The organism is Pantoea sp. C8B4 (genome assembly GCF_051336905.1).
Lineage (GTDB): Bacteria > Pseudomonadota > Gammaproteobacteria > Enterobacterales > Enterobacteriaceae > Pantoea > Pantoea rwandensis_B.
The window spans coordinates 225616-238948 of the sequence record NZ_JBGMNK010000002.1; the positions used below are offsets into that span (position 1 = coordinate 225616).

The 13333-nt window shown below is 52.3% G+C and carries 15 protein-coding genes, 1 tRNA gene and 1 pseudogene; 14 read left to right on the forward strand and 3 right to left on the reverse strand.

What is annotated here, in order from left to right; all coding sequences use genetic code 11:
* Positions 1 to 27: 27 nt before the first annotated feature.
* The 6 genes from ACCW76_RS03810 (at position 28) to ACCW76_RS03835 (ending at position 3437) form a co-directional block, all read left to right on the forward strand.
* Complete coding sequence (locus tag ACCW76_RS03810) at positions 28 to 804, forward strand: fimbria/pilus periplasmic chaperone (protein ID WP_436337898.1); 777 nt, start codon at positions 28 to 30, stop codon at positions 802 to 804.
* A gap of 16 nt (positions 805 to 820) precedes the next feature.
* Positions 821 to 1441 carry a fimbrial protein gene (locus ACCW76_RS03815; RefSeq protein ID WP_436337798.1) on the forward strand — a complete coding sequence of 207 codons (621 nt, stop codon included), beginning with the start codon at positions 821 to 823 and terminating at the stop codon, positions 1439 to 1441.
* Positions 1434 to 1952: a fimbrial protein gene (locus ACCW76_RS03820; RefSeq protein ID WP_052059356.1), complete on the forward strand. Its 519-nt coding sequence runs from the start codon at positions 1434 to 1436 to the stop codon at positions 1950 to 1952. The genes ACCW76_RS03815 and ACCW76_RS03820 overlap by 8 nt, the downstream gene beginning before the upstream one ends.
* A gap of 9 nt (positions 1953 to 1961) precedes the next feature.
* Positions 1962 to 2447: a fimbrial protein gene (locus ACCW76_RS03825; protein ID WP_045814757.1), complete on the forward strand. Its 486-nt coding sequence runs from the start codon at positions 1962 to 1964 to the stop codon at positions 2445 to 2447.
* 8 nt (positions 2448 to 2455) lie between these two features.
* Entirely contained in the window at positions 2456 to 2995 is a 540-nt protein-coding gene (locus ACCW76_RS03830) for a fimbrial protein (RefSeq protein WP_436337799.1), read from the forward strand.
* Positions 2996 to 3113: 118 nt separating this feature from the next.
* A complete protein-coding gene (locus ACCW76_RS03835) occupies positions 3114 to 3437 on the forward strand; it encodes a gamma-glutamylcyclotransferase family protein (RefSeq protein ID WP_038644788.1) in 324 nt (107 codons plus the stop codon).
* Here ACCW76_RS03835 and ACCW76_RS03840 read toward each other — a convergent pair.
* Positions 3429 to 4382: a hypothetical protein gene (locus ACCW76_RS03840; RefSeq protein WP_436337800.1), complete on the reverse strand. Its 954-nt coding sequence runs from the start codon at positions 4380 to 4382 to the stop codon at positions 3429 to 3431. The genes ACCW76_RS03835 and ACCW76_RS03840 overlap by 9 nt on opposite strands.
* A gap of 292 nt (positions 4383 to 4674) precedes the next feature.
* On the opposite strand from ACCW76_RS03840, the gene ACCW76_RS03845 reads away from it, so the two are divergent.
* The 7 genes from ACCW76_RS03845 to ACCW76_RS03875 all read left to right on the forward strand — a co-directional run bounded on the left by ACCW76_RS03845 (position 4675) and on the right by ACCW76_RS03875 (position 11557).
* A complete protein-coding gene (locus ACCW76_RS03845) occupies positions 4675 to 4980 on the forward strand; it encodes a PTS sugar transporter subunit IIB (RefSeq protein ID WP_200536693.1) in 306 nt (101 codons plus the stop codon).
* Between the two features lie 61 nt (positions 4981 to 5041).
* The gene (locus ACCW76_RS03850; protein WP_436337801.1) at positions 5042 to 5383 is read left to right on the forward strand and encodes a PTS lactose/cellobiose transporter subunit IIA; all 342 of its coding nucleotides are present in this window, start codon (positions 5042 to 5044) and stop codon (positions 5381 to 5383) included.
* Positions 5376 to 6692, forward strand: a complete 1317-nt coding sequence (locus ACCW76_RS03855; RefSeq protein ID WP_436337802.1) for a 6-phospho-beta-glucosidase — start codon at positions 5376 to 5378, stop codon at positions 6690 to 6692. Before ACCW76_RS03850 ends, ACCW76_RS03855 begins: the two co-directional genes overlap by 8 nt.
* 193 nt (positions 6693 to 6885) lie before the next feature.
* A complete protein-coding gene (celB, locus tag ACCW76_RS03860; protein WP_436337803.1) occupies positions 6886 to 8238 on the forward strand; it encodes a PTS cellobiose transporter subunit IIC in 1353 nt (450 codons plus the stop codon).
* A 221-nt stretch (positions 8239 to 8459) separates the two neighbouring features.
* On the forward strand, positions 8460 to 9077 hold the full coding sequence (locus tag ACCW76_RS03865) for a glutathione S-transferase family protein (RefSeq protein ID WP_436337899.1): 618 nt from the start codon (positions 8460 to 8462) through the stop codon (positions 9075 to 9077).
* 10 nt (positions 9078 to 9087) lie between these two features.
* Positions 9088 to 11130, forward strand: coding sequence for an FAD-binding oxidoreductase (locus tag ACCW76_RS03870; RefSeq protein ID WP_436337804.1), 2043 nt, complete (start codon positions 9088 to 9090; stop codon positions 11128 to 11130).
* 85 nt (positions 11131 to 11215) lie between these two features.
* Positions 11216 to 11557, forward strand: a complete 342-nt coding sequence (locus ACCW76_RS03875) for a hypothetical protein (RefSeq protein WP_436337805.1) — start codon at positions 11216 to 11218, stop codon at positions 11555 to 11557.
* Between the two features lie 143 nt (positions 11558 to 11700).
* Here ACCW76_RS03875 and ACCW76_RS03880 read toward each other — a convergent pair whose 3' ends face one another.
* A complete protein-coding gene (locus ACCW76_RS03880) occupies positions 11701 to 11868 on the reverse strand; it encodes a DUF4223 family protein (protein ID WP_436337806.1) in 168 nt (55 codons plus the stop codon).
* A gap of 895 nt (positions 11869 to 12763) precedes the next feature.
* On the opposite strand from ACCW76_RS03880, the pseudogene ACCW76_RS03885 reads away from it, so the two are divergent.
* A pseudogene (locus ACCW76_RS03885) lies at positions 12764 to 12928 on the forward strand (type VI secretion system tube protein Hcp); the annotation flags it as partial.
* A 147-nt stretch (positions 12929 to 13075) separates the two neighbouring features.
* On the opposite strand, the gene ACCW76_RS03890 reads toward ACCW76_RS03885, so the two are convergent.
* Positions 13076 to 13151 (reverse strand) — tRNA-Phe (locus ACCW76_RS03890).
* Positions 13152 to 13333: the final 182 nt, after the last annotated feature.

Sequence of the window (13333 nt, forward strand, 5' to 3'; positions counted from 1 at the left end):
CCAGTCATTTTATTCTGTAGGTCAATGATGAAAAGAAAAATATTACTTAACGTCTTCACTGCAACAGCATTGAGCTTTATTGCTCACTCGGTTTCCGCTGCCATTTCATTGGACAGAACGCGCGTTGTTTTTCCCGGCTCAGAGAAATCGGTGAGTTTGACCGTCAGCAACCAAAACACCGAATTACCTTATCTCGCTCAGGGCTGGCTGGAGGATGAGCAAGGTGAAAAACTGGATAACAGCAGCCCATTAACAGTGGTTCCGCCAGTACAACGCATCGAGCCTAAAGCAGAAAGCCAGGTTAAAATTCAGGCTCTCTCCTCTTCTGAAGCCTTTAAAAAACTGCCACAAGATCGGGAATCACTGTTTTATTTCAACCTGCGAGAGATACCACCAAAAAGTGATAAGCCCAATGTATTACAAATCGCCCTGCAAACACGCATCAAAATGTTTTATCGCCCTGCTGCATTAGCAGAAGCGGCGGCGGCACAACATGCGTCGCCATTCCAGGAAAAAATCACGCTAAGTAAAAGTGGTGATAAATATACCGTTATCAATCCGACGCCTTATTACGTCACGTTGATTGGTGCCAGCGCGAAAAAGGAAGGCGATGTTATTAAAGGATTTGATGCATTGATGGTTTCACCAAAGAGTCAGGCGGAATTAGGCGGGAGCGCCGCAGCGTTAGGCCCAACGCCGGTATTGGTTTACGTCAATGATTACGGCGGACAAACCGCATTGACTTTTAAATGCAGCGGTAATGTTTGCACTGTTGATACCAGCAAACGCGCAACGCCAAAATAATCAGGGAAGTGATCAGATGCGAAAGATAATCATCGCTGCACATTCAGTAACGGGATGTAGAAAGATTCAGGGATCCGCATTGCTGTCCTGCGCATTGCTATTTTCTTCAATGGCGCAGGCAGGTTTCGATGATGGCCTGGTGGATGGCAACTACGGTGTTATTCGTGCTCACGGCACTTTAACCGAAAGCGCCTGCCGGCTGGATATGCGTTCAGCCGATCAGTCTGTTGACTTAGGTAATATTGCCACGGGCAAGCTAAAGCTTCCGGGTGATAATGGCAACTTAGTCCCCGTTGCACTCTATTTGCATGACTGCCTGCGCACGTCATCGGCAAACCGTGATGTGAGAGGAAACTTAGTCTGGAGTGCCTCACAGCCCGCAGCATCCTTTACGTTTACCGGAATTGAAGATGATGCGAACCCGCAACTGATAAAAGCACAGGGCGTGGACGGCATGGGATTGCGCTTGAAAGATGCGTTTCGCCAAAACGTCGTGCTTGGGCAAAAGGGTAAACCGCTAACATTGAAACCGGCCAGCAACGTAGTGATCTATTACATTGCTCCAGAGCGCACACGCGATAATCTGCGCGCCGGCAGTTATTCCGCCAATGTGAATTTTAGGTTGAATTATGATTAATTCACGTTCAAACAAAAGAACAAATGCGCTGCTTTTAAGCAGCGCGTTGGCGATATCACTCGCCTTTATTCCTTTGACCGGTTCTGTGCAAGCATTTTCAACCACCGCCACGGTGAAGGTCAAAGTATTAGCGCCGCCCTGTATCGTTAATGGTAATCGGGATATACCGATCGACTTTGGCAATGACATTATTATTTCGCGAATTGATAGCCGGATTTATGAACGCTCAATACCTTATGTACTTGATTGCTCAGCAGCCACTTCAAAAGCGCTAAAAATGCAATTACGCGGAGGCGGTGCCTCATTCGACACCACCGTCCTGGGTACCAGTAAAGCCAATCTTGCGATTGAATTAAAAAGCAACGGTACCAAGATGGCGGTTAACAGTTGGCATAACTTCACCGACCCCGCAAGACCGTTACTTAGCGCGGTATTAGTCAAAAATCGCAGCGGTGCTGTCACAGGTGGGACATTTACCGCGACGTCAACGCTGCTGGTTGAGTATCAATAGGGAAGAACAATGAGATACGTCAAATGCCTTAAAGGACAGCAGGCAATGTTATTGGCTTGTTTATATATGGCGCTTCCATCAGCACAAGCAACAGATGTCACCTTTAAGGGCACACTTGTGGAATCTATTCCCTGCGAAATAAATAGCGGCGGAACGATTACCATCGATTTCGACACCTTAATTATTCGTGGTATCGATGGCGATAAATACCGTCGTCCCGTGCCTTATTCAGTGGCCTGCACGGGTACCGGAAGCGTTCGTTTAAGCGTGCAAGGAACGCCAGCAAGCTTTGATAACACCGCCGTTGTGACTAACAAAAGTGGTTTGGGAATAAGGGTTGAGCAGAATGGTTCTCCGCTGCGTATAAACCAATATATTGCCATCAACCTTTTGCGCCCCCCCACCTTAACGGTTGTTCCTGTTGCTAATCCAGCAGCGTTGCCCGATGCCGGTGACTTTACGTCGCGAGCCACAATCATTGCAGATTACCAATAGGATTAACCATGAAGCGAATCATCACATTGTTAAGCATCCTATTCACGTTAAGCTGTGGAATGCTCACATCCTCTGCGGTCAAGGCCGCGGAAAACCTCATTATGCGTGGCAGCCTTGTCGATGCACCTTGTTTTATACGGCCGGGTGACGACTTAATTAAACTTGATTTTGAAGAGGTCATTGATAAGTTTCTTTATCGCTACACCCGCACCCCCAGTCGTCCGTTGCTTATTCATTTAGAAGACTGCGATGTCAGCGTATTTAAAGAAGTCGAAGTAACGTTTCAAGGCACAGAGAATTTCTCGTTACCTGGATTATTGCGCCTTGATGCGGGTAGCACAGCACGTGGTGTTGCCATCGGCATTGAGGGTTTAGATGGATCTGCCGTGAAAATTAATAAACCTGCCCCGGCAAAAGCATTACAAGCAGGCAATATGGTGCTGGCATTCCAGGCCTATGTGCAGGGAGAGCCCGATGCCATCCTTAACCGACGAATTGGACATGGACAATTCACGGCGACCGCCACCTTCATACTGAATTACCTGTAAATCAAGTGACTGTAACGTCTGCTTTACTCAACAACAAACGGGCAGACGTTACACGCCATTGGCTTACCTCGCCTCCCGCGATAGATTCAAAGCCTTTCCCTTATTGCTGAGGTAGTTAATGCATAGTCTCTTCGTTTACGGCACGCTCGGTCCCGGCCGTCCTAATGCACATATTATGGAAAATATCGGCGGAAGCTGGCAGCCAGGTTATGTGCTCGGCAATTTGCGTGAAGCAGGCTGGGGCGCAGCGATGGGTTTTCCAGGTATTGAACTCTCTGCTGAAGGCACGCAGGTCAACGGCTTTGTCTTCAGTTCGGAAAATCTTCCGGCAAACTGGTCAATGCTTGATGAGTTTGAAGGCGAAGGCTATCAGCGTGTACCCGTTGAAGTGGTGCTGCAAGATGGCAGCACGCTGATGTCAGAAATCTACGCGCTAAAATGACGTAAGCGCCATTTCCAGCCGATCCAACGCGCAGAGAGTGCCATAGCTGCGCGCCTGTGGATCATCCGGCAGCGGCAACCAAATGTCGGCCTGACTCGCCAGATCCAGCCTGGTTGGGCAGATCGCAATGACCGCCGTTTTTTGGATATGTGCGTGATGTACGGCACTGAGCACGCTGCTGTTCACCGCATCCGGCGCGAGGATCAGCAGCAAATCATCCGGCTGTAATCGGCTCAACGTCATACGTAGCAGGTTATCATCCTGAATCCATGCCAGTGCCAGACCCGTCGCCGTTAATCGCTGGTGCACTTCAGCCACCAGCGGCGTGTTTTGTCCTGCCGCACCAATCAACAGCACGCTACGCGCCTGGCGTAACGCCCGTGCTGCCCGCTCCCAGGTGGCCGTTTCCGCCAATGACCACTGCTGTGCCAGCGCCTGATGTATCGCCTCCAGCTGCGGAATACCCTGCGCGGTTGGGATCGAAGCCACAGAACTGGCACGCGCCAGCCGCATACGCAATTCCCGAATATCTTCACAACCCACAGAACGGGCAAAACGGGTGATGGTGGCAGCACTGACCTCAGCGCGCCCGGCTAGTTGCTCGATGGTGGCCGAAGCAGCAAATGCAATATCGTTGAGGATCGCCACTGCAACACGATTTTCCTGCTGACTCAGCGATGACTGGCGCTGCCGAATGACATCGATAAATGCCCCTTCCTGCTGCCCTGCTTTGCGCACCTGATGTAGAAAATCATCCAAATCGCGACAACCTGCCGATACCGCAAAGCGGCGCAGGACTTCAGGACTCACCCCTGCCTGCGTTGCCAGACTTTCCATTGTCGCCTGCGTGCTGACATGCAGGTTTTCCAGAATAAAACGCGCCAGCTTAGATTCAGGCGCATCCGCGCGTGCCGACTGCTGCCGCAGTTGCCAGACAATATCCATCCGCTCACCACATCCTCTCGTTGCGAACACTCATCATGCATGAAAATATTTTTCAGTGTGAGTTTTTTTTCAGCGATTTCACCGCTGTAAGGGTCAAATCCCACTTATGTTAACGATAAATTACAGCACCGATCACAGTCGTGAAAAATATTTTCACAAACAATCATCATGTAAACCATTAATTTTAAGACATTAATTATTCATTCATCAGAAAATCGTCTGTCCAGAGGGTATTTACACCGCCTCCAACCCAGGTCTTAAATGGCCCCGACAAATCACAGGAGGAAATCATATGCGTATCGTACTTTGCTGTGCTGCGGGCATGTCCACTAGCATGCTGGTCAACAAAATGCAGAGCGCTGCTCAGGGGCGCGGATTGACGATAGATATCAAAGCGGTGCCGGTAGCGGAATTCGAGCGCATCCTGCCGGATGCCGATGTGGTGCTGCTTGGCCCACAGGTGAAATTTGAAGCCGCCCGCCTGACTGCCATCGCTGAGCCGCAGGGCAAAGCTGTCGCCGTAATCGACATGATGGATTACGGCATGATGCGTGGTGAACAGGTGTTGGATACCGCCCTAGCGTTACACGCCTCGTAATACCCCCGTTTTATCCAATCTGACCGATTTAAACACGGCCTTGTGCTGTGGGGGATTCTGCATGTCCGAGGAAGTGGTTATCGAGTTTGAAGAACAGATCATGCTGCTGTTGGTGCAGGCCGGTGCTGCCCGCAGTGCAGCACTGAGCGCCCTGCGATTGGCGCGTGAAGGCCAGTTTGCCGCCGCCGAGCAGCAGCTCATAGCGGCCAAAGAGAGCGTCAATGGCGCGCATCAGCAGCAAACGGCGTTGATCAGCCTCGATGAGGGCAGCGGCAAACTGCCTGTCACTCTGATTCTGGTACATGCCCAGGATCACCTGATGAATGCCATGCTGGTGCAGGATCTGGCAGGCGAAATCATTGAACTCTATCGCCGTACTGCGGCAGGAGGAAGCGATGCTTAAAATGGCAATTATTGGTGGTGGCAGCAGCTATTCACCGGAACTGGTGGAAGGAATCATCAACCGTTATGCGCAGTTGCCTGTGACTGAACTGGCGCTGGTGGATGTGGAATCGGGTCGCGAGAAAGTGAATATTATTGCCGACCTCACCCGCCGGATGCTGCAGAAGAAGGGATTAGAGCAGGTCAACGTCAGCGTCCATTTTGAGCTGGATGATGCGATTCGCGGTGCGAACTTCGTGCTGACCCAACTGCGCGTCGGCCAGCTGGCGGCGCGCGCAGCCGATGAGCGTCTTGGCCTGAAATATGGACGACTCGGCCAGGAAACCACGGGCGTGGGCGGTTTTGCCAAAGCCCTGCGCACCATTCCGGTGATGCTGAACGTGGCGAGGAAAGTGGAAGAGCTGGCGCCCGATGCCTTTATCATCAACTTCACCAATCCCGCCGGGATCGTCACTGAAGCGGTATCGCGTTACAGCAACACCAAAATCATCGGTCTGTGTAACGTACCGGTGAATATGCATCATATGATTGCCGGTATGCTCGACGCGCCATGGGATGATGTGCAGTTGCGCTTTGCCGGGCTCAATCATCTGGTGTGGGTGCATCAGGTCACCTGTCGTGGCGAAGATGTCACCAAACAGGTGATTGATCAACTGTGTGATGGCCAGTCGCTGACCATGAACAACATCAGAGATATGCCGTGGTCGCCGCAGTTCCTGCGCGCGCTGAATGCCATTCCTTGTCCGTATCATCGCTACTACTGGCAGACGCCGCAGATGCTGGCTGAAGAACAGGAGAAAGCCAAAAACGGGCACGAAGGCACCCGCGCTGAGCAGGTCATGAAGGTGGAAGCCGAGCTGTTTGCGTTGTATGCCGACCCGCTGCTGGCGCACAAGCCCGAGCAGTTAAGCTTCCGCGGTGGCGCCTATTACTCTGAAGTGGCGGTCGAGCTGATTAGCGCGATTCACAACAACAGCGGCAAGAATCTGGTGGTGAACTGCCGCAATAACGGCGCAATTCACGGCCTGCCCGATGACGCGGTGGTGGAAGTGAACTGCCTGGTGGATGCCCAGGGTGCGCACCCGTTGGTGTTTGGCGAGTTGCCGCCGCTGATGCACGGTCTGACGCAGCAGATTAAAGCCTTCGAGCGCTTAACCATTGAAGCGGCAATACACGGTGACCGGGATCAGGCGCTGCTGGCGCTGTTGGGCAACCCTCTGGTGGGTGATGTCACGACAGCGGAAGCCCTGCTGGACGAAGTGTTAACCCTGAACAAACCGTGGTTGCCGCAGTTCTCATCGGCTCAATAGCGCCGTAGCGGTGCAATCGCGAGCATGCGGTTCCCGATATGCCCGATAAACCGTGCCGCTACGCAATTGAAGGCATCTGGCAATGTAAGGTCACCTGCACTAACGCTGGCGGCGCGATTTTTCCGCCGCGAGTGAAGGTGCAAATGGACCGCTTATTATCATATCGTTGCGCCATTGAGCCTGAGGAGGCCCTGTGTCCAACCGTACTTTTATTGAACGTTATGTGTTGCCCGCAGCGCTGAAAGTCGCGGGCCAGAAACATGTGCTTTCGGTGCGTGACGGCATCATTCTCAATATGCCGTTTATGCTGATTGGCAGTTTCTTCCTGATTTTCGCCTATCTGCCCATCCCAGCCTGGGGCCACTTGATGGCGGATCTGTTTGGCGACACCTGGCGCAACAAACTGCTCTATCCGGTGCGTGCCACCTACGACATCATGGCGCTGATCTCCAGCTTCGGCATCGCCTACCGTCTGGCGGAGAAGTACCGCACGCTGGACCCGCTCACCAGCGGCGCCATGGCGTTAGTGGCATTTGTGATGACCATTCCGCAGCAGACACTGTTTGCCCCAGTGGAAAATGCGCCCGCACAGCTGGTGACCGGCGTACTGCCGATCTCGATGATTGGCAGCCAGGGCTTGTTCGTGGCCATTGTGATTGCGCTGATGTCGACAGAGATTTATCGCTTCGTTCATAACCGCAATCTGGTGATCAAGATGCCGGAAGGTGTGCCGCCTGCGGTGGCCAAATCCTTCCTCGCACTGGTGCCCGGCTTTTGCGTGCTGGCGGTGGTGCTGATCATCCGTCTGGCCGTGGAAGCCTCGCCGTTTGGTGACATCAACAACCTGATCGCCACCGTGATTGGGCTGCCGATGCACCACGTAGGCGGCACGCTGCCGGGCATGATTTTCTCAGTGCTGTTGATTGGCATTCTCTGGACACTGGGATTGCACGGCGATGCCATTGTGCTGGTGTTCATCCAGCCGGTCTGGCTCTCCAACATGAGTGAAAACCTGGAAGCGTTCCAGCATAACCAGCCGATCCCGCACATCTTCACGCAGCAGTTTTATGATTTGTGGATTGCGCCCGGCGGCACCGGTGCCTTGCTGGGGTTGGTGATCTTTATGCTGATCCGTTCACGCAGCCGCCAGATGAAACAGCTGGGTAAGATTGCCGGACCCGCCGCCTTGTTCAATATCAGCGAACCCCTGGTGTTTGGTATTCCGCTGGTGATGAACCCCTATCTGTTCCTGCCGTTTATTTTGACGCCGGTAGTGCTGGTGATTGTCTCCTGGGCGGCCATGACGACCGGATTAGTCGCGCCACCCGCCGGGATCGCTTTGCCGTTTACCACGCCGATATTTGTCAGCGGCTATCTGGCAACCGGCGGGCACATTTCCGGCACCGTGTTACAGGTGGTCAACCTGGCGATCTCGATGGTGATCTACTATCCATTCTTCCGTGTATGGGATCGTTTGAAACAGCGCGAAGAACAGCAAAGCGAACAGCAGGCTCAGGCTGTGGCAGGGAGTGCGGTGGTTTCCTAGTTCCCGGCCAACCCCTCGCGGCAATAGCGATACGCATGACTGCGCGCCCTGCAAATAGGTTTAACGATTTTGCAGGGCCGCCGTGTATCAGCACTGCCCGCCATTCTTCCATTTTCCGCAATAATGACTTCGCAAACCCGGCTATTCTGCCGCGACACAGGCTATGACAACCTTTAGACAGCGTTTGGGATCACCCCATCCACCACTAAAGGACATTAATGATGAAACTCTACCACTTCCCGCTTTCTGGTCATGCGCACCGTGCACGTCTGTTCCTGTCCCTGCTTGACCTGCCACACGAGGTGATTGATGTAGACCTCGCTAACGGTGAACACAAATCCCCGGCGTTTCTCGCCATCAACCCGTTCGGTCAGGTGCCGGTGCTGGAAGATGAAGGCGTGTATATCTCCGACTCCAACGCCATTCTGGTTTATCTGGCGAAAAAATCAGGCCGCAGTGAGTGGTTACCTGAAGATGCTCTGGGTGCGGCGCAGGTGCAGCGCTGGTTATCTGTCGCGGCAGGTGAACTGGCTTATGGCCCTTGCGCGGCACGCTTGATTACCGTGTTTGGCCGCTCGTTCAACCCTGACGAAGTGATCGCCCGTGCGCACACCATTTTGGCGCTGATGGAACAACATCTTACCGGGCGTGAATGGCTGGTGGGCGATCGCCCGACCATCGCGGATATCGCGCAGTACAGCTACCTGATCGGCGCGCCGGAGGGCAATGTGGATCTCTCTGGCTATCCGGCGGTCAATGCGCTGTTACGCCGTATCGAAGCGCTGCCGGGCTTTGTTCCCTTCCCGCAAACCGCTGCCGGTCTGCGCAGCATCGCGTGAGTTAACGATCATGGGCGAGAAACTTCCGGTATGGCATGCAGGTGAAATAGCCCTGCAACAACAGGCGGGCGTAGCCGAACGCATGGCGGAAGTCGGCCAGCGCGTGATTCGCGACTACATGCCCGATCAGCATCGTGACTTCTACGCGCAGCTGCCGTTTATCGTGGCAGGCAGCGTGGACGCGCAAGGCGATGCCTGGGCTACGCTGCTGGAAGGCCAACCCGGTTTTATTTTCTCGCCCAACGCCACCACGCTGGATATTGCCGCCCAACCCGATCCCCGCGATCCGGCTGCTGTCGGGTTTACTGACGGCGCACCGGTTGGCCTGCTCGGCATCGAGTTGCACACCCGTCGACGTAACCGCATGAACGGTGTCCTGAGCGCGATTGGCGGTGGCTTTCGGGTACAGGTAGAGCAGAGTTTCGGCAACTGCCCGCGCTATATTCAGCTGCGCGACTTCCGCTTTACTCGCTCGCCCGATGAGCCTGCGACAGGTGAGATTGAAGTACTCAGCACGCTGGATCAGTCGGCCCTCACCACTATCATCAACGCAGATGCGTTTTACGTTGCCACCTACAATGAACGGCAGGTGGATGCCTCGCATCGCGGCGGCAAACCCGGCTTTGTGCGCGTGAATGACGATGGCCTGCTGACCATTCCCGATTTTAACGGCAACCTGTTTTTCTCCACGCTCGGCAACATCCACCAGAACGGTAAAGCCGGGCTGATGTTTGTCGATTACCGCAGCGGCGATACGCTGCAAATGACCGGTGATGCCAGCGTGATCCTCGATTCGCCGGAGATCGCTGCATTTCAGGGTGCCGAACGGCTGTGGACCTTCCGCCCGCGCCGCATCGTGCGTCGTCACGCCGCCCTCGCCTTGCGCTGGGAAACGGAAGCGGGCGGTATCTCACCGGCTTCAGAAATGACTGGCGACTGGCAATCTGCCGCCGAACGCCTGCGCGCCAGCGAACTGGCCCAGCGCTGGCGGCCATTCAGAGTGACGAAGATTGTTGATGAGAGCGCGTCGATTCGCTCATTTCATCTGATGCCGGATGATGGCGCGGGTTTGCTGCCGCACCAGGCCGGACAACATTTGCCGATTCGTGTGCGATTACCCGATGCTGAGAAACCACTTATTCGCCACTACACCCTGTCCGTCGCGCCGTCAGACGGTTTTTATCGCATCAGCGTCAAACGCGATGGCGTGGTTTCGCGCTATCTGCACGATCATTTGCAGGTTGGCGATCGGCTTGAAACACGCGCACCAGCCGGTGATTTCACCATCGATGCACAAGAGGCGCGCCCAGCCGTTTTGATGGCGGCGGGCGTCGGCATTACTCCGATGCTGGCTATGCTGCGTCATCTGGTTTATGAAGGACGCCGTAAACAGCGCATGCGCCCGACCTACTTTATTCAGTCCGCGCGCCATAAAGCTGAGCGCCCTTTTGTACGAGAGTTAGATTCGCTGCTGGCCGCTTCACTGGGCGCATTCAAGCTGGTGCGTGTGCTGAGCCAGACGGAAGAAGCGGAACAGGGTTTTGATTACGATATCGCCGGCCGCATCGATATGCCGTTACTCTCCCAGGTGCTGCCGTTCAACGACTACGATTTTTACCTGTGCGGCCCGCCGCAGTTTACGCAGGCAATATATGACGGGCTGCGCAGCTACAATATCGCCGACCAGCGCATTCACGCGGAGGCTTTTGGTCCCTCATCGCTACAGCGCCAAAAAGATGAAGTTGAGCCCGAACTGGCGCTGCCAGCGGTTGCAACTCATGACGTGCCGATTAAATTTATGGCATCACTGAAAGAGGCGCGCTGGACACCGCAAAGCGGTTCACTGCTGGAACTGGCTGAAGCGCGTGGGTTAAGCCCGGAGTACAGCTGTCGTGAAGGGCATTGCGGCAGTTGCAAAACCCGGTTGCTGCGAGGTGCAGTCACTTACACAACCCTTCCGAGTGCCAGTGTGGCTAAGGATGAAGTGCTGATCTGCTGCGCGGTTCCGGCCCAGCAGGATGGGGGCATTGAAGAAATTCATCTGGATATTTAAGTGTGCACGACGGCTCGATATTCAAATTAAAGTCATAACGCACAGTAACCGATAACAGAATCATCACCTGAATCGGAGCAGTACGATGCGTATTCAACCACTGATTTTACTACTATCCATGTGCACGAGCGGGCTGACCCTCGCGCAAAGTGTTGAATTACGCGTCACGGGCGTCATTCAACCGTCAGGTTGCGAAACGCAGGTCATTCAGCCAACACTTTCGGCATCATCACTCAGTACGTCGTACACGTTTCAGTGTCAGCCGGGAAGTAATGCGGTATTACGCCAGGCTTATACACCTGATGGAGCGAAGATCGACATGAGCGCTGCCAGGGGTAAACCCGGTGAAACCCGCGGCCAACTGACTTTACATCGTATGCCCGCCACAGGTGCGCATAATGCTTACCTTGAGGTTTATTACTATTAGCGACATGCGTAGTTTGAGCATTGAGCATTGAGCATTGAGCATTGAGATTGTAGTTGAAGTGAAATTAAGGCGAGAAAACCGAACGAGATGATAAATATCGCGGCTGGCATGACGTTAAAACCAGCCGCGCATGACAATAAAAATTATTTATCTACCGGCCCACAACCACCGATGATTTTAGATATTGATACAGCCGGATGAAGTAAGTAATCGTAGTCACAATTCTTTTCTTTGTTGTACACACTTCCAGTACATCCAGACAGCAACGCGATTGCCGCAGCGGCAATTGAAAATTTAAAGATCTTATTCATTATAACGAGTCCATTTGTTAAAAATATTTCGAAGAGGTTGAATCACCAATCCCACTAGCTAGAAATCAAAAAATCACTGAGAATAGCGAACAACAGAACATAAGAACCTTACAGCGCTTATGTGATAAATTATTAATTAAATACATAACTGAAGACAACATTACGAATCATCTCATTATTATCATTTTTTGATTAAATTTTTGTAGTGAAAACCTGACGACTTCCATTAATGTCAGGGTATTCTTCAGGTTGATAAGCTTTTTATCAGATAAAGAGTTAGTTGGCACTTTACTCAAACGACTTCGCAGTATTCAGTCGGTTCTTTTCATTTTTAAGGATTAACTGGATCCATACCAAATCTTGCCTTCAGACGATTATATAATGTGGGCCACTATGCAAAAATGAAAACACGTCATTATTCTCACTGGCTCTAAAAATTCATCATATGTAACATTACCCACAGTTATTACATGATTGTTAATTAGGGACAGGTAATGGCACTTCAGGGAACATCGATTTTAAATGGCGAAGATTATGTGCTTATCCGCCAGACGTTTATGAACACTGCAATGGTGTCTGTACCAAGCCAGCTTTCTTTTATGGCCCGAGGATTAATTGAGGTTGTGGCCAATGGTTCAAGTACTTGCCCTTAGAATCGCAAAATGCATTTTCTTTATACTTATAACGCTTGTTGTGGGCAGGTCGATCGGTTGTGCCGATACGTATATCTCTCCGGATTTCGCCCATAAGGTCGCCGTTTTCATCAGTGGCGAATCCAATATTGAAACCCTCTACGACGCCTATTTCTATATTGATTTTTCCATCGTGATGTCCAGTTCTACAGCTGTTTACTTAACAATCATGAAGCTAATTAAAAAAACAAAGAGAAAGTAAAATGCCATTCCCTCCGCATATGTGGCTGAAAGACGATAGTGGAGAAGATATTCGAGGACCTGTTGATGTTCAAGATCGTGAAGGCAGCATTGAAATTATCGGCATGAGCCACGGCATTAACCTGCCGGTCGATGGTTCTAACGGTAGAATTATCGTCATCCGAAAAGCGCTCTGTATCTGGTGAGCTACCGCTGTGCATACCGTTAAAGCACAGGAATCAAAATTAATGCTTTTGATGGGGTGAGTACGTGAAGATGTTTTAGAAACCCAGAAAAGCAAAAACCCAGCCATAAAGGCTGGGTTTTCAGAATGTTGGTGCCCGGACGCGGAATCGAACCACGGACACGGGGATTTTCAATCCCCTGCTCTACCGACTGAGCTATCCGGGCAACGGGGCGCATTAAACCCTACTCAGGCCGCACCGTCAAACGCTTTTCAGCAAAAATCCGCTGACTGCTGGCTTTTACAGCAACCTTCAGACCATCCGGTAAAAAATTTCTGCAACTACCAACTTTAGTGGTGAATTTTTAACCGCACCCGCCGATAACCAATGTGACGACAAATACCAATA